This is a genomic window from Candidatus Mycobacterium wuenschmannii (assembly GCF_030252325.1).
Taxonomy (GTDB): Bacteria; Actinomycetota; Actinomycetes; order Mycobacteriales; family Mycobacteriaceae; genus Mycobacterium; species Mycobacterium wuenschmannii.
Window position 1 is genome coordinate 3,186,588 of the sequence record NZ_CP126981.1, and the last position, 16,022, is coordinate 3,202,609.

General features: G+C 66.2%; 15 protein-coding genes. 8 read left to right on the forward strand and 7 right to left on the reverse strand.

The features are described from left to right. Positions 1–56: 56 nt before the first annotated feature. Together PT015_RS15220 and PT015_RS15225 are read right to left on the reverse strand one after the other, a co-directional pair. Positions 57–992: a 3-oxoacyl-ACP reductase gene (locus PT015_RS15220; RefSeq protein ID WP_285191127.1), complete on the reverse strand. Its 936-nt coding sequence runs from the start codon at positions 990–992 to the stop codon at positions 57–59. Positions 993–996: 4 nt separating this feature from the next. Further along, the gene (locus PT015_RS15225) at positions 997–1,188 is read right to left on the reverse strand and encodes a ferredoxin (protein WP_285185497.1); all 192 of its coding nucleotides are present in this window, start codon (positions 1,186–1,188) and stop codon (positions 997–999) included. A 192-nt stretch (positions 1,189–1,380) separates the two neighbouring features. On the opposite strand from PT015_RS15225, the gene PT015_RS15230 reads away from it, so the two are divergent. Genes PT015_RS15230 through PT015_RS15245 form a run of 4 tightly spaced genes read left to right on the forward strand, consistent with a single transcriptional unit; the run spans position 1,381 to position 5,811 of the window. After that, positions 1,381–2,562, forward strand: a complete 1,182-nt coding sequence (locus PT015_RS15230) for an acyl-CoA dehydrogenase family protein (RefSeq protein WP_285191128.1) — start codon at positions 1,381–1,383, stop codon at positions 2,560–2,562. Between the two features lie 17 nt (positions 2,563–2,579). Beyond that, positions 2,580–3,677 carry an acyl-CoA dehydrogenase family protein gene (locus PT015_RS15235; protein WP_285185498.1) on the forward strand — a complete coding sequence of 366 codons (1,098 nt, stop codon included), beginning with the start codon at positions 2,580–2,582 and terminating at the stop codon, positions 3,675–3,677. 2 nt (positions 3,678–3,679) lie between these two features. Next, complete coding sequence (fadD17, locus tag PT015_RS15240; protein ID WP_285185499.1) at positions 3,680–5,185, forward strand: long-chain-fatty-acid--CoA ligase FadD17; 1,506 nt, start codon at positions 3,680–3,682, stop codon at positions 5,183–5,185. A gap of 14 nt (positions 5,186–5,199) precedes the next feature. Continuing rightward, entirely contained in the window at positions 5,200–5,811 is a 612-nt protein-coding gene (locus PT015_RS15245; protein WP_390888025.1) for a hypothetical protein, read from the forward strand. Here the strand turns inward: PT015_RS15245 and PT015_RS15250 are convergent. From PT015_RS15250 to PT015_RS15260, 3 genes are all read right to left on the reverse strand, one after another. Next, positions 5,797–7,353, reverse strand: a complete 1,557-nt coding sequence (locus PT015_RS15250; RefSeq protein WP_285185501.1) for an acetolactate synthase large subunit — start codon at positions 7,351–7,353, stop codon at positions 5,797–5,799. The genes PT015_RS15245 and PT015_RS15250 overlap by 15 nt on opposite strands. Before the next feature lie 228 nt (positions 7,354–7,581). Continuing rightward, positions 7,582–8,349 (reverse strand): fructosamine kinase family protein, encoded by a 768-nt coding sequence (locus tag PT015_RS15255; protein WP_285185503.1) that lies wholly within the window; start codon positions 8,347–8,349, stop codon positions 7,582–7,584. Then, positions 8,346–10,028, reverse strand: a complete 1,683-nt coding sequence (locus PT015_RS15260) for an acyl-CoA synthetase (protein WP_285185504.1) — start codon at positions 10,026–10,028, stop codon at positions 8,346–8,348. The genes PT015_RS15255 and PT015_RS15260 overlap by 4 nt, the downstream gene beginning before the upstream one ends. A gap of 33 nt (positions 10,029–10,061) precedes the next feature. Between PT015_RS15260 and PT015_RS15265 the strand changes: the two genes are divergently transcribed. Next, positions 10,062–10,862 carry a crotonase/enoyl-CoA hydratase family protein gene (locus PT015_RS15265; RefSeq protein ID WP_285185505.1) on the forward strand — a complete coding sequence of 267 codons (801 nt, stop codon included), beginning with the start codon at positions 10,062–10,064 and terminating at the stop codon, positions 10,860–10,862. Positions 10,863–10,973: 111 nt separating this feature from the next. After that, a complete protein-coding gene (locus tag PT015_RS15270) occupies positions 10,974–11,849 on the forward strand; it encodes a hypothetical protein (protein ID WP_285185506.1) in 876 nt (291 codons plus the stop codon). A 21-nt stretch (positions 11,850–11,870) separates the two neighbouring features. Here PT015_RS15270 and PT015_RS15275 read toward each other — a convergent pair whose 3' ends face one another. Then, positions 11,871–13,097, reverse strand: coding sequence for a cytochrome P450 (locus PT015_RS15275; protein ID WP_285185507.1), 1,227 nt, complete (start codon positions 13,095–13,097; stop codon positions 11,871–11,873). Between the two features lie 37 nt (positions 13,098–13,134). Between PT015_RS15275 and PT015_RS15280 the strand changes: the two genes are divergently transcribed. Then, positions 13,135–13,857 (forward strand): acetoacetate decarboxylase family protein, encoded by a 723-nt coding sequence (locus PT015_RS15280; protein ID WP_285185509.1) that lies wholly within the window; start codon positions 13,135–13,137, stop codon positions 13,855–13,857. A 61-nt stretch (positions 13,858–13,918) separates the two neighbouring features. On the opposite strand, the gene PT015_RS15285 is transcribed toward PT015_RS15280, so the two are convergent. Continuing rightward, the gene (locus PT015_RS15285; protein ID WP_285185510.1) at positions 13,919–14,959 is read right to left on the reverse strand and encodes an LLM class F420-dependent oxidoreductase; all 1,041 of its coding nucleotides are present in this window, start codon (positions 14,957–14,959) and stop codon (positions 13,919–13,921) included. Between the two features lie 70 nt (positions 14,960–15,029). Between PT015_RS15285 and PT015_RS15290 the strand changes: the two genes are divergently transcribed. Then, on the forward strand, positions 15,030–16,022 hold the full coding sequence (locus PT015_RS15290; RefSeq protein WP_285185512.1) for a Zn-ribbon domain-containing OB-fold protein: 993 nt from the start codon (positions 15,030–15,032) through the stop codon (positions 16,020–16,022).

A 16,022-nucleotide genomic window follows, 5' to 3' on the forward strand; every position in this document is an offset into this window, starting at 1 on the left:
CTGAAACGTGTTCTAGTTGATTTCGATTCGATATGCGGCGTCCGCGGCCCGGTGGATCACTCCATCAAGGCAGTGGCCGCGAAGTTGCGCTCCGGGTCGCGGCCGGCAAAGTAGCCCGCCAGTTCGTCGCTGAGCTTCGCCGGTTCCCAGGCGTCGGCACCGGCCTCGAAGCGGTGCTCGACCGTCGGCGCCGCGACCAACGTCACCTGCGGTCCATAGACGATGAAGACCTGGCCGTTGACGTCCTTGGCCGCCGGCGATGCCAGGAATCGCACCAGGGTCACCACGTGCTCGGGCGACAGCGGATCGATCTCGCCGTCGGCCACCTCGGGTGCGTCACCGAAGACATCGGCCGTCATCGCGGTGCGAGCGCGCGGCGCGATGGCGTTGGCGCACACCCCGTACCGGCCCAGCGCACGCGCCGCGGTCAGGGTCAACGCGGAGATGCCGGCCTTCGCAGCGCCGTAGTTGGCCTGCCCGACCGGCCCCACCAGACCCGCCTCCGACGACGTGTTGATGATGCGGCCGTAGACCGACCCGCCGTTGTCTTTGGCCTTCGATCGCCAGTACGTCGCCGCGTTGCGGGTCAGCAGGAAGTGGCCGCGCAGGTGCACGGCGATCACCGCGTCCCATTCCTCGTCGGACATGTTGAACAGCATCCGGTCGCGGGTGATGCCCGCGTTGTTCACGACGATGCCCAGCCCGCCCAATCCGTCGGCGGTGCTGATCAATTCGTCGGCCGTCTCGCGCTGACTGATGTCGCCCGCGACCGCGATGGCTTTGGCGCCGGTGCCGGTGATCTCGTCGATCACGTCGGAGGCGTCCAAGGCGGCCTTGATGTCGTTGACGACGATGGTCGCGCCGGTGCGGGCCAGTCCGATGGCCTCGGCCCGCCCCAGCCCCGCGGCCGCGCCGGTGACCACCGCGACTTTGCCGGACAGATCGGTCGCGTTCGTGCTGGCCGGGTTATTGGGCGTAGTCAATTTACGAATACCTCTAGTCTTCTCGTAGCAGGGCGGCACGCGGGCATTCGGCGATCGACTGCTCCGCCGCAGCCTCTAGATCCGCGGGCACCGGGTCGGTCTTCACCACCGCGTAATCCTCGTCATCGAGGTCGAAGATATCCGGCGCGATTCCCAAGCACACCGCGTTGCCTTCACACCGGTCATGGTCGACTTTCACCCGCACGAGGAACCTCCTTAGACGCAAGCCTGGACTGTGGCTTGGAAACGGTATGCCCACCATACGACCCGTGCCGGTCGCGTCCAGGGGAATGGTCGCTGGACCCTCAGACTAGAACGTGTTACAACCAGTCAAGCGAATGGGTAGCCGATGATGCAGGCTGCCGCAGAACTCAACGACTATCGGAGGGCGGCCGGAATGCGCATCAGTTACACCCCGGAGCAGGAAGAGCTGCGGCGCGAGCTGCGCTCCTATTTCACCAAGCTGATCACCCCGGAGCGGCGCGAGGCGCTGAGCTCGACCTCCGGCGAGGTCGGCGAGGGCAACGTCTACCGCGAGACCGTCAAGCAAATGGGCACGGACGGCTGGCTCACCCTGAACTGGCCCAAGGAGTTCGGCGGACAGGACCGCACTCCGATGGAGTCGCTGATCTTCACCGACGAGGCCGCGATCGCCGGCGCACCCGTGCCGTTCCTGACCATCAACAGCGTCGCGCCGACGATCATGCATTTCGGGTCCGAGGAGCAGAAGAAGTTCTTCCTGCCCAAGATTGCGGCGGGCGACCTGCATTTCTCGATCGGCTACTCCGAGCCAGGTGCCGGCACCGATCTCGCGAACCTGCGGACGACCGCGGTGCGCGACGGCGATGACTACGTGGTCAACGGCCAGAAGATGTGGACCAGCCTGATCGCCTACGCCGACTACGTCTGGCTCGCGGTCCGCACCAACCAGGAAGCAAAAAAGCACCGCGGCATCTCGATGCTGATCATGCCGACGACCGCCGAGGGTTTCTCCTGGACGCCGGTGCACACCATGTCGGGTGTCGACACGAGCGCCACCTACTACCAGGACGTCCGCATCCCGGTCGCGAACCGGGTCGGCGAGGAGAACGCCGGGTGGAAGCTGGTGACCAATCAGCTCAACCACGAGCGCGTCGCGCTGGTGTCGCCGATGCCGATCATCATGGCGCTCAACCAGGTTCGCGAATGGGCACAGAACACCAAGGACCACACCGGCGCACGGTTGATCGACTCGGAGTGGGTGCAGCTCAACCTGGCCCGCGTGCACGCCAAGGTCGAAGTGCTCAAGTTGATCAACTGGGAGCTGGCGTCGGCGGAGTCGGACGCGCCGTCACCCGCGGACGCCTCGGCGGCCAAGGTGTTCGGCACCGAGTTCGCCACCGAGGCTTACCGGCTGCTGATGGAGGTGCTGGGCACCGCGGCGACCGTGCGACAGGATTCCCCGGGCGCGCTACTGCGCGGCCGGGTCGAGCGGATGCACCGCGCGTGCCTGATCCTGACCTTCGGCGGCGGTACCAACGAGGTGCAACGCGACATCATCGGCATGGTGGCACTCGGCCTTCCCCGAGCCAACCGCTAACGAAAGCTGGTCTACCCATGGACTTCTCGACTACCGAAGCCGCGCAGGATCTCGGCGGCCTGGTTACCACCATCGTCGACGCGGTGTGCACCCCCGAGCATCAGCGCAAGCTCGACGGCCTCGAGCAGCGGTTCGACCGCGAGCTCTGGGGCAAGCTTGCCGACGCAGACATCCTGTCCACTGCAGCGCCGGAATCGCTGGGCGGCGGCGGGTTTGGCGTCCTCGAAGAGGCGGCCGTGCTGGTCGGCCTCGGCCGGCAATTGGCCGCGGTCCCCTACCTGGAGTCGATTGTGCTGGCGGCTGGCGCGCTGGCCCGCTTCGGCCCGGCCGAGCTGCAAAAGGAGTGGGGTGCCCCGGCGGTGGCGGGTTCGAAGATCCTGGCCGTCGCACTGGACGGCGAGATGGGCGATGGGCCGGTTCGGGCCACTTCGTCCGGGGATGGCCACAAGCTGACCGGGACCCGCACCCAGATCGCCTACGGCCCGGTCGCCGACGCTTTCCTGGTGCCCGCCGAAACCGACTCGGGTACTTCGGTTTTCCTGGTCGCCGCGAACGACCCGGGGGTGACGGTGACTGCCTTGGACACCACCGGGCTGGGTAGTATCGGGCACCTGAGGCTCGACGGTGTCGAGCTTGCCGCCGGCCGGGTGGTCGGTGACGGTGATGTCGTCAACTGGATCACGACGCTGGGTGTGCTCGGGCACAGCGCGTTTCAACTCGGCGTGCTCGAACGCGGCCTGCAGTTGACCGCCGAATATGCCCGTGAGCGTGAGCAATTCGATCGTCCGATCGGTAGCTTCCAGGCGGTCGGCCAGCGACTGGCGGACGGCTACATCGACGTCAAGGGTCTGCGGCTGACACTGACCCAGGCTGCGTGGCGGCTCAGCGAGGACCTGCCCGCCGAGACCGAGGTGGCGACGGCGGCGTTCTGGGCGGCCGACGCCGGACACCGCGTCGCGCATAGCATCGTCCACATCCACGGTGGGGTCGGCATCGACACCGACCATCCGGTGCACCGATATTTCCTGGCCGCCAAGCAAACCGAGTTCGCCGTGGGCGGAGCGACTGGCCAGCTACTGAAGATCGGCCGCGAACTGGCGGATACCCCCGCCTAGCCGTGGACTCGTTACCTACGGTCGTCGACCTGCTTCGGCCGCTGGTCGACATCGACGACCGAGGTATCTCCTTCGAGGACTCGTTCGTCAGCTGGCGCGACCATTTTCGGCGGGGCGCCGCGGTCGCGGCGGCTCTGCGCGCTCGGCTGGATCCGAGCAAGCCGCCGCATGTCGGTGTGCTGCTAGAGAACACTCCGTTCTTCTCGACAGTCCTGGTCGCGGCCGGGATGACGGGACTCATTCCGGTCGGACTCAACCCGGTGCGTCGGGGGGATGCCTTGGTCCGCGACATCGCGCACGCGGACTGCCAACTGGTGCTGGCGGATTCGAAATCGGCTGTCACGCTGGGCGATATCGACCACATCAACGTCGACTCCGTGGAGTGGGCGGCCGAGGTGTCGACACACAGCAACGCCGAGGTGCGATTTCAGGACGCGTCTCCCGACGACCTGTTCATGCTGATCTTCACCTCGGGCACGAGCGGCAATCCGAAAGCCGTGATGTGCAGCCACGGCAAGGTGGCGATCGCCGGCGCAACGATGTCCGACCGCTTCAGCCTCGGCCCGGCTGACGTCTGTTACGCGTCGATGCCGCTGTTCCACTCCAACGCCGTACTGGTGGGCTGGGCGGTTGCACTGGCCTGTCGCGGCTCAATGGTGTTGCGGCGCAAGTTCTCCGCGTCGGGCTTCCTACCGGATATCCGCCGCTACGGCGCCACCTATGCGAATTACGTCGGCAAGCCGCTGTCTTACGTGTTGGCGACACCCGAGGGCCCGGACGACGCCGACAACCCACTGCGGGCGGTGTACGGCAACGAGGGCGCGCCCGCCGACATCGAGCGGTTCGCGATCAGATTCGGCTGCCGGGTGGTCGACGGCTTCGGGTCGACCGAAGGTGGCATCGCCATCGGACGGACACCGGACACGCCGCCCGGTGCGTTGGGTCCGCTGCCCGACGAGGTGCGGATTCTCGACGTCGACACCGGCGAACCATGCCCGGTCGGGGTCGCCGGTGAGCTGGTAAACGTCACCGGCGCAGGACGTTTCGAAGGTTACTACAACGACGACGAGGCCAATGCTGCGCGAATGGCCGGCGGCATGTACCACAGCGGCGACCTCGCCTACCGCGACGAGGCCGGCTACGCCTATTTCGCCGGACGTCTGGGAGACTGGCTGCGGGTCGACGGCGAAAACCTCGGCACCGCACCGATCGAGCGGGTGCTGGCCCGTCATCCGGACATCACAGAAGTTGCCGTGTACGCGATTCCCGACCCTGCAGTCGGCGACCAGGCGATGGCCGCTGTGGTACTGGCGTCCGACGCCGAATTCGACGTCGGCGCGTTTCGCGCGTTTCTCGCCGAACAATCCGACCTCGGCCCCAAGCAATGGCCGTCGTATGTGCGGATCAGCGACAATTTGCCTCGCACAGCGACTTTCAAGGTGCTCAAGCGACAGTTGTCGGCCGAGGGTCTCGACTGCGACGACCGGGTGGTGCCGATCCCCCGGTGAGCGTCGACACGGGGATGGCGATCGTATTCGCGGACGGGACAACGTTTTCGACGAGAGGATGGTCGTCGGGCGTCGCCTGGTCGACCATCAAGGTGCCGTTGGCGATCGCCGCGTTGCGTGCCGGTGTCTCCGTGCCCATCGATGCGGCGATCACTCATTCGGACAACGCCGTCGCCGAGGAACTCTGGTCGGCATTGGGCGACGACGCGGCGTTGCAAGTTCAGGCCGTGATCCGTGAAGCCGGTGACGCCAACACCGTCGTCGAATCCCGACGGCTCCGCCCGGGATACACCCCATTCGGCCAGACACAGTGGTCCTTGCTAGATCAGGCGCGGTTCGCCGCGGGCCTCGGCGGCGTCGCCGGGAGCGCGCGGGTGCTCGAACTGATGGGCGCGCTCTGCGAAGAGCACACCTGGGGCCTGGCCGCCAGAGGCTTTGCCGCCAAGGGCGGTTGGGGTCCGAGCCGCGGCGAAGACTATCTGGTTCGTCAATTCGGCATCGTGCCGCACGGGTCCGGCGTTGCCGGGATTGCGCTGGCTGCCGTGCTGGACCGCGGATACGACATCGGGGTCGAGATGATCGACACCATGGCGAAGTGGGCTCTCGAGCGCCTAGCCCGTCAGTGACGGGACGATGGCCTCGATCAGATGCGGTCCGGGTTCGTCGAAAGCAGCCCGCAGCGCGTCGGCGAAGTCGTCGACCGTGGTCGCACGCCGGGCCGGAATTCCCATGCCTTCGGCCATCTTGACGAAATCCATTGTCGGCCGGGATAAGTCGAGCAGGTCTTTGGCCTTGGGCCCGGGCGCCACGCCAGCGCCTACTCGTTGTAGTTCGAGCCGGAGAATGTCGTAGGCGGCGTTGTTGTAGACGACGGTCGTGACGTCGAGGTTCTCGCGCGCCTGGGTCCACAGGCCCGAAATCGTGTACATCGCCGAGCCGTCGGACTCGAGGCACAGCACGGGACGGTCGGGCGCAGCGACGGCGGCCCCGACGGCCGCCGGTATGCCGTAGCCGATCGCGCCGCCGGTCAGTGTCAACCAGTCGTGAGCGGGCGCACCGGTGGTTGCGGCTGCCAGCGGGAGACTGGACGTGTTCGACTCGTCGACGACAATTGCGTTGTCCGGCAACAGCGCTCCCACCACCGCGGCGACGGTCACCGCCGTCAGATCTCCGGTCGGTAACGGCGGGCGCGACAGTTCGGCGACCCTGGCCTCGACGTCCGGTGCGACCTCGTCCGCCACTGCGGCCAATGCCGCTGCGGCCCCCTGCGGCCCGGCGAGAACATGGACTTGGCAACCTTCCGGCACCAGGTCACTGGGCTTGCCGGGATAAGCGAAGAACGACACCGGTGACGGCGCGCCGGCCAGGATCAGGTGCTTGGTGCCCTCGAGTTGGGCGACAACGGCTTCGGCGAAATACGGGATCCGCTCGACCGCCGGCACGCCGGCGCCGCGTTCCAGTCGGGCCGGGAAGGTCTCGCAGTACCAACGACTTCCGGTGGCCTCGGCGATCCGCGCACCGGCGACGAGGCCGATCCCGCGGGTCGCGTCGCCTCCGATCAGCAACACGGCCGGTTGGCCGGACCGCAGCGCGGCCACAGCCGATTCGACGGCGTCCGAGTCGACGTCCGGTGCTCCGGAATTCCGCGCCGGCGACGGTCTGATGTCAGCCCCGTCATTCCAAGACGAGTCGGCCGGCAAGATCAGCGTCGAGATCTGTTTTCTTGCAGACGTTTCCGCTATCGCCTCGGCGGCGTCGGCGGCAACGTCGGCGCTGTCGCCGGTCCGGCGCACCCATCCCGAGACACTGCCGGCGAGCGCGTCGATGTCGGATTCCAGTGGGGCGTCGTATTTCTTGTGGTAGGTCGCGTGGTCGCCCACGACGACCACCATCGGGACGCGCGCACGACGGGCGTTGTGCAGGTTGGCCAGCCCGTTGCCCAGTCCGGGGCCCAGGTGCAGCAGGACCGCGGCGGGCCGGTCGGCGATGCGCGCATAGCCGTCGGCGGCGCCCGTCGCGATGCCCTCGAACAGGGTCAGCACGCCGCGCATTCGTGGGACGGAGTCCAGCGCGGCGACGAAGTGCATCTCCGACGTCCCCGGGTTGGCGAAACATACGTCGACGCCACCGTCCACCAAGGTCTTGATCAGAGCCTGCGCACCATTCACGCCTCGACTCTAGAGACAAAGAAGGACCCCGCACGGAGGGATTGTGCGGGGTCCTTCTCCTGCCGATGGAGGGTCGGCAGGACCATGGGCGCCGAAACCCCCCGTCCACGGCGTCCCGGCCGTCGCAAAGATAACCGCCGTGAGTAGCGAATTCGTTGCTGTTTCGGCCATTCGAAATAGGTCTTCGTCAGCTGGAAAAAGTTTCCGAGAACCGACCATCCCGGCAGCTCACAGCGCCAACGCAGAGTTCGCACAGATCTGAGTCCGCTGCGCGTGCCCACCGCCGAACAGCACCACGTGTGCAAGCAACGCATAGAGCTGATGCAACCCGAGGCGGGCGCGCCAGTCCGATTGCAGCGGATGCACGCTCTGATAGCCGTCGACGATCTCGTCGTAGTGCGGGCAGCCGAACAAGGCAAGCAGGGCCAGGTCGTTCTCGCGGTGCCCGCCATGGGCCGCCGGGTCGATCAGCACGACACCGTCGGGTGTCCACATCACGTTGCCGCCCCACAGGTCGCCGTGCAGCCGGGCCGGAGCATCGCCGTCGTCGAAATCACCGGCGCGACAACGCTCCGCGACGGCGCCGACAGCGTCACGCGTCGCACCGGGTAGACGGGGTGCGGCCATCTCGGCCATCGGAGCGAGGCGTTCGTCGGCGTAAAACCGGCCCCACTCCGCCTGCGGCCGAAGCGACATCGGCAACGGCTGAGTGAGCGGTCCGAAGAAGCCGGGGCCGTCCCAACCGTCGGGGCCGGCGCCGAAGCCCGCAGCCCCGGCGTCGTGGGTGACGGCTAACCGACTGCCGAATTCGAACGCGGCGTCCGCGCTCGGCGACGTCGACTCGAGCCGCTGCAGCGTGAGGCTCGTCGCGTCCACCGCGACCACCGGCACGCACGGCACCCCACCGTCGGCAGCCGAAAGCCATTGCAGCCCAGCTGCTTCACACGCGAAGAAGCCCTCCGGCGCTCCGGCGTGACTCTTGATGAAGTCGGTCAAGCGGTCGCGTGCGCCGCGTGCACGTCGTCGGCCGGCCGAGCCTCGGTCTGCTCCTTGGCCCAGCGGTAGTCCGGCTTGCCCGCCGGCGAGCGCTTCACCTCGTCGACCAGCCAAAGGCTGCGCGGCACTTTGTATCCCGCGATCTCGGCGCGGACGAACGAGTCCAGGTCGGACAACGCGGGCCGCGCACCGGGACGGGCCTGCACGACGGCCGCGACGTGCTGGCCGTAGCGCGGGTCGGGTACGCCGACAACCAGCGCGTCGAACACGTCCGGGTGACCCTTCAGTGCGGCCTCGACCTCTTCGGGGTAGATCTTCTCGCCGCCGCTGTTGATCGACACCGAACCGCGGCCCAGCATCGTGACACTGCCGTCCTCTTCGACTGTGGCGAAGTCGCCCGGTATCGCGTAGCGGACGCCGTTGATGGTCTGGAACGTCTCGGCGGTCTTCTTCTCGTCCTTGTAGTAGCCGACGGGAATGTTGCCCTTCTTGGCGAGGAAGCCGCGGACACCGGAGCCCGGCTTGACCTCGTTGCCGTCGTCGTCGAGGACAACGGTCTTGTGGTCGATCGTCACCCGCGGTCCGCCGGCGTGCGGGGCGTCCTTGGCGACGATGCTGGTGCCACCAAACCCGGTCTCCGAGGAGCCAATTGAGTCGGTGATCACTCGGTTGGGCAGCAACTCGAGGAATTTCTCTTTGATGCTCGGCGAGAACAGCGCGGCGGTCGAGGCGAGCAGGAACAGCGACGACAGATCGTACTCGTTCCCCTTGTCCTGGTGCGCCAACAAAGCGTCCAGCAGCGGCCGCGCCATCGCGTCGCCGGTAAAGAACAACAGGTTCACCTTGTGGTCGTGGATCGTGCGCCACACCTCGTCGGCATTGAATTCCGGTGCGAGAACCGTTGTTTGACCGGAGAAGATCGACATCCAGGTGGCCGACTGGGTGGCGCCGTGGATCATCGGCGGAATCGGATGCCGCACCATCGGCGGGTTGGCCGCCGCGCCCTTGGCCAGGTCGTACTCGTCTTTGATGAATTCGCCTGTGGCGAAGTCGGTTCCACCGAACAGCACGCGGTAGATGTCCTCATGGCGCCACATCACGCCCTTTGGAAATCCGGTGGTGCCGCCGGTGTAAAGCAGGTAGATGTCGTCGGCGCTGCGAGGAGCGAAGTCGCGCTCGGACGAGCTGTTCGCGATCGCGGAGTAGAACTCGACGCCGCCGTAGCCCGAGTAGTCGGCGTCGCTCCCGTCCTCGACGACCAGGACCGTCTTGACGTTCGGGGTGTCCGGCAGCACGTTGGCGACGCGCTCGGAGTACTGCCGCTCGTGCACCAGGGCGACCATGTCGGAGTTCTCGAACAGGTAGCGCAGTTCGCCCTCGACGTAGCGGTAGTTGATGTTGACCAGGATCGCGCCGGCCTTGACGATGCCGACCATCGCGATGACTATCTCGATGCGGTTGCGGCAGTACAGGCCGACCTTGTCGTCCTTCTTGACGCCCTGCTCCTGCAGGTAGTGCGCGAGGCGATTCGCCTTCTCCTCGAGCTGGGCGTAGGTCAGTTGTTCCCCACCGCAGATCAGGGCTACGCGGTCAGGGACGGCATCGATGGCGTGCTCCGCCAAGTCGGCAATATTCAGGGCCACGGACCCTAAATTAGAACGTGTTACATTTCCTGACAAGTTTCAGGCCGAAACGCAGGAAGGCAATCACCCGTGAGCGAGGTAGAAAAGAAGGCTGACGCCCTCATTGAGCAGCGCGGACACACTTTGATCCTGACGCTGAACCGCCCCGAGGCCCGCAACGCACTTTCCACCGAGATGCTCTCGATCATGGTGGAGGCCTGGGACCGCGTCGACAACGATCCGGACATCCGCTGCTGCATCCTGACCGGCGCCGGCGGCTACTTCTGTGCGGGCATGGACCTCAAGGCCGCGACCGCCAAACCACCGGGCGATTCGTTCAAGGACGGCAGTTACGACCCGTCGCGCATCGACGCGCTACTCAAGGGCCGGCGACTGACCAAGCCGCTGATCGCGGCCGTCGAGGGACCGGCGATTGCCGGCGGCACCGAGATCCTGCAGGGCACCGACATTCGCATCGCCGGCGAGAGTGCCAAGTTCGGCATCTCCGAGGCCAAATGGAGCCTGTACCCGATGGGCGGCTCCGCGGTTCGCCTCGTGCGGCAGATCCCGTACACGATCGCCGCCGATCTGCTGCTGACCGGACGGCACATCACCGCCGCCGAGGCGCTGTCGTACGGCCTCATCGGCTACGTCGTTCCCGACGGCAGCGCGCTGGACAAAGCGCTCGAGATTGCCGACGTGATTGCCAACAACGGACCGCTCGCGGTGCAGGCGATCCTGCGCGCCATTCGCGAGACCGAAGGTCTGCACGAGAACGATGCGTTCAAGATCGACACCAAGCTGGGCATCGGGGTGTTCCTCTCCGAGGACGCCAAGGAAGGCCCGTTGGCGTTCAAGGAGAAGCGCGCCCCGCAGTTCAAAAACCGCTGACTCGCCTTTTGCTGTTGCGCCGAACGTGCACTCAGCACGAAATTCGGGCCAGGTTTTCGATCTGACTGCACGCTCGGCGGGCTTGTCGGAGCTGATCCGCACACTGCTCCGATGGACGCGCCATTTATCGGTAGCGAGGCGGTCAACTCGGGCCACCTCCGGAAGTACGCACTGCACAGCATATTTCGGTGCATGTATCCCGATGTCTACCTTGCGACCGATGCCGAGATCACCCCGACAGTCCGGGCACGCGCTGCGTGGTTGTGGTCCCGGCGCCGCGGCATAGTCGGCGGCCGCTCCGCGGCGGCGTTACATGGGACCAGGTGGATAGACGGCCGGGCTCCGGCGGAATTGTTGTACGACTATCGGCGGCCGCCGCGCGGCATCGAGACTTGGTCGGACTCTCTCGGCGACGACGAGGTCCAGACGATCGCAGGGATGCTCGTTACAACTCCCGCTCGAACGGCGCTCGACATCGCCTGTCGATATCCCTTCGAGAAGGCGGTTGCGGCGATCGACGCATTGGCCCGCGCGGCGAATCTCAAGCCTGCCGACATCGATCTGCTCGCGGAGCGCTACAAGGGACGGCGCGGCATCCGGCAGGCTCGCCGCGCGCTGCAACTCGTCGACGCGGGTGCGGAGTCTCCTCGTGAGACCTGGCTCCGACTGCTTCTGATCCGAGCCGGCTTCCCGCGGCCGCAGACCCAGATCCCCGTCCACGACGAGTATGGCCAACTCATCGCGGTCCTCGACATGGGTTGGGAGGACGTAAAACTCGCGGTTGAGTACGACGGCGACCAGCATCGAACCGACCGTCGACAGTTCAACAAGGACATCCATCGACTGGAAGACGTGACGGAGCTGGGTTGGGTCGTCGTTCGGGTCACCGCCGAGGACACCGAAGGCGGCGTCGTCGGGAGGGTTCGCGCGGCGCAGGCTCGACGAGCGTGTACTCAGACCGAATTTGGGAGCCGATTATCGAACTGAGTGCACGCTCGGCGGTACGGGCTAGGCCCCGACGGGGGCGGACGGAGTGAACACCATCGGCATCGACTCCAGGCCGCTGACGAAGTTGGCCGGCCGCAACGGCAAGCCGGCGTCGTCGGAGGCCAGCCGCAGATCCGGCAGACGTTGCAGCACCCGCTCGGTCATCAGGCGCAACTCCAAGCGGGCCAACTGGTTTCCCAGACAGAAGTGCGTGCCGAAGCCGAATGCGACGTGGCTGTTCGGGTCTCGCCGCATGTCGAACTGGTCGGCGTTGGAGAACATGGCCTCGTCGAAGTTGGCCGACTCGAACAGCAGCATGATCTTCTCGCCCTGCTTCAACTCGGTGCCGTGAAACTCGGTGTCGGCGGTCAACATTCGGCACATGTTCTTCACCGGTGACGTCCAGCGCAGCATCTCCTCGATCGCGCCGGGCAGCAGCGCATCGGGGTCGGCGCGCAGTGCGTCCCACTGGTCTCGATGGCGCACCAATTGCTCGGTCCCTCCGGACAACGTGTGCCGGGTCGTCTCGTCGCCACCGATCAGGATCAGCAGCGTCTCCATCACGATCTCGTCGTCGCTCATCCGCTGCCCGTCGACTTCGGCGTTGACCAGGATGGAGAACAGGTCGTCGAGTGGCTCGGCGCGCCGCTTGGCGATCGTGCCCATGGTGAATTCGGTATATCCCGCAAAGGCATTCATCACGGTCTGGAATTCCGGGCCGGTCGGGTCGAGGTGCGAACTCAGGCCGGTTACCAGATCGTCCGACCACTGCAGCAGCTTGCTGCGCTCCTCGGGCAGCACGCCGAGCATGTCGCCGATCACCGCCATCGGCAGCGGCGCGGCGATGTCGCGGACGAAGTCGCACTCCCCGCGCTCGCAGACCGCGTCGATCAGGCTGTCACACAACCGGCCCAGCGACGGGATCTTCTCGGTGACCCGCTTGCGGGTGAAGCCGGCGTTGACCAGCTTGCGCCGCACCAGGTGCGCCGGGTCGTCCATGTCGATCATGTACGGCATGCCGGGCTGATCGGGCCGGATGCCGCCGGTGTTGGAGAACAGCTCGGGATTGCGCTCGGCGTCGATGATGGCCTGGTAGGTCGTGGCTCCGGCCAGTCCGTTGCGGTCGCGGAACACCGGCTGGTTGGCGCGCATCCAGCTGTAGGCCTCGCGGGAGGTCTTGCGGTCGGCGTAGAAGTTGCCGTCCGCCAAGTCGATGTTGAGGATCGTCTCCGGGATCGTCGAAGTCATATACCTAGCCTCCAGTTATCTGATTACAGTGACCGGCATGCCGAATTCCCAGCACACCATCGCCGGAACAGTGCTCACCATGCCAGTGCAGATTCGTAAAGCGGACGTCCACACCGCGATGTTCTCGGTCGATGCCACTGCGGCACAACGACTTATCGACTACAGCGGCCTGCGGGTCTGCCAACATCGCCCCGGCCGTGCCGTCGTCAACCTGATGCTGGCCCGCTACATCGACGGGGATCTCGGGAAGTACCACGAATTCGGCACCGCCGTGATGGTCAACCCGCCGGGCTCGGATGCCCGCGGCCTCAAGGCACTCGGCGACGCCGCGGCGTTCATCCATCACCTGCCGGTGGACCAGGCCTTCACGCTGGAGGCCGGACGCACGATTTGGGGATTCCCAAAGATCATGGCGGACTTCACCGTTCGCGAAGGCAGCCGGTTCGGCTTTGACCTCAGCGCCGACGGGCAGCACATAGCCGGCATCGACTTCGGCCGCGGGCTGCCGGTGCCGTCGTTGTTCACCGCCAAGCCGCAGGTGCTCAAGACGTACACCTTCGCCGAGGGCACGACCCGTGAGGTGCCGTGGGAGATGCGGATCCGTCAGGTCCGCGGCCGTCCAGGCGGGGCAACGCTTCGCCTCGGCGACCACCCGTACGCCGCGGAGCTGGCGTCGCTGGGCCTGCCGAAGCGCGCGATGGTGTCGGGCGCGGTCGGCCACGTCGAGATGACCTTCGGCGACGCATACGCCATAGACTGACCGTCTCGTAGGCGCCATGCCGCTAACTTAGAACGTGTTCTAGCCCACCGCAAGGACCGGGTCAGACCAGGCTGGCCAACTCCTGGACCTGCTCTGTATTGCGACCGTTGACCACCATCATGGTCACCCCGGCCGCTTCCCAGGCCTTGATCTGCTTACGCACGTAGTCGACGTCGCCGACGATCGCCGCGTCGTCGATCACCTCGTCGGGGATGATCTCGGCCGCTCGCTCTTTGCCGTCCTTGTGTCCACTGCGGAACAGCTTCGTCACGTCGTCGACCACGTCGGCGTAGCCCATCCGGCGATAGACGTCAGCGTGGAAGTTGGTGTCCTCGGCGCCCATCCCGCCCATGTAGAGCGCGATGTAGGGCTTCATCGCCGCGAACGCGGCGGGCCGGTCGTCGGTGATGACGATGTTCGCCGTCGCACAGATCTCGAAATCCTTGCGGCTGCGGCGGGCGCCCGGTCGAGCGAAGCCCTCGTCCAGCCATTCGTTGTAGGTGTCAGCCATCCGCGGCGTGTAGAAGATCGGCAGCCAGCCGTCGCAGACCTCGGCGGCCAAAGCCACGTTCTTCGGTCCCTCGGCGCCCAGCATGATCGGGATGTCAGAGCGCAGCGGGTGGGTGATCGGCTTGAGCGGCTTGCCGAGACCGGTTGCGCGGTCGCTCTTCAGCGGCAGCGGGTAGTGCGGGCCGTCGCTGGTGACCGGCTTCTCGCGTTCCCAGACCTGACGGATGATGTCGACGTATTCGCGGGTCCGGGCCAGCGGCTTGGGGAACGCCTGGCCGTACCAGCCCTCCACCACCTGCGGACCGGAGACGCCGAGACCGAGGATGTGTCGGCCGCCGGACAGGTGGTCGAGCGTCAAGGCCGCCATCGCGCACGCCGTCGGGGTGCGCGCGGACAACTGCACGACGGACGTCCCGAGCCGCAGGCGCTGCGTCGCCGAGCCCCACCAGGCCAGCGGGGTGTAGGCGTCCGAACCCCAGGCCTCGGCGGTGAACACCGCGTCGAATCCGGCGTTCTCGGCCGCCGCGACGAGTTCGGCGTGGTTGTCGGGCGGCTGGGCGCCCCAGTAACCCAGCTGGAGTCCAAGCTTCATGCGTCCACCTTCCGCGGGAGGTCTTGACCCTATCTTGAATCCATTCTTAGAACCTGTTCTACTCGACACTGTGACCACCAGCCAAAGCAGCCCGGTGCAGATCGATACCCATCAGAAGGTTCTCTCGGCGCCTCTGAAGCTGTCGTTCGACTACACCCGTTCAGTGGGCCCCACCCTCAGTGAATTCTTCACCGCCCTGCGCGAGCGACGCATCGTCGGAGCCCGGGGATCGGACGGCAGGGTCTACGTCCCGCCCGCCGAGTACGACCCCGTCACCTATGAACGGTTGACCGAGATCGTCCCTGTCGAGAGCGTCGGCACGGTGCTGTCGTGGACGTGGCAGTCGGAACCCCTTGAGGGACAACCGCTGGACCACCCGTTCGCTTGGGCGCTGATCAAGCTCGACGGCGCCGACGTCCCACTGCTGCACGCGGTGGACGCGGGATCGTCCGATGCGATCAGCAGCGGCACCAGGGTGCACGTGCACTGGGCCGACGAGCCCGCCGGTGCGATCACCGATATCGCCCACTTCGCGTTGGGCGACGAGGCCGAAACGGTGCCTGACACCAAGGACGACCGCGAGCCGGTGACTATTCAGGTGACGCCGAGCAGCATCGAAATCCAGCACACCGCTTCACTTCCCGAGACGGCGTTCCTGCGCGGCCTCGAAGAGGGCAAGCTGCTGGGAGCCCGGACCGGCGAGACCGGCAAGGTCTATTTCCCGCCGAAGGAAGCCGACCCGGCGACCGGCCTGGAGCTCGACAACTTCATCGAGCTACCGGACAAGGGCACGGTGACGACGTTCGCGATCATCAACATCCCGTTCGCCGGCCAGCGCATCAAGCCGCCGTACGTCGCGGCCTACGTGCTGCTCGACGGCGCGGATATCGCCTTCCTGCACCTGATTCAGGAGATCGACGCCGCCGAGGTCCGGATGGGCATGCGGGTCGAGGCGGTGTGGAAGCCCCGTGAGGAGTGGGGCCTCGGCATCGACAACATCGAGTACTTCAAGCCGACCGGCGAACCCGACGCCGACTACGACACCTACAAACACCACCTCTAA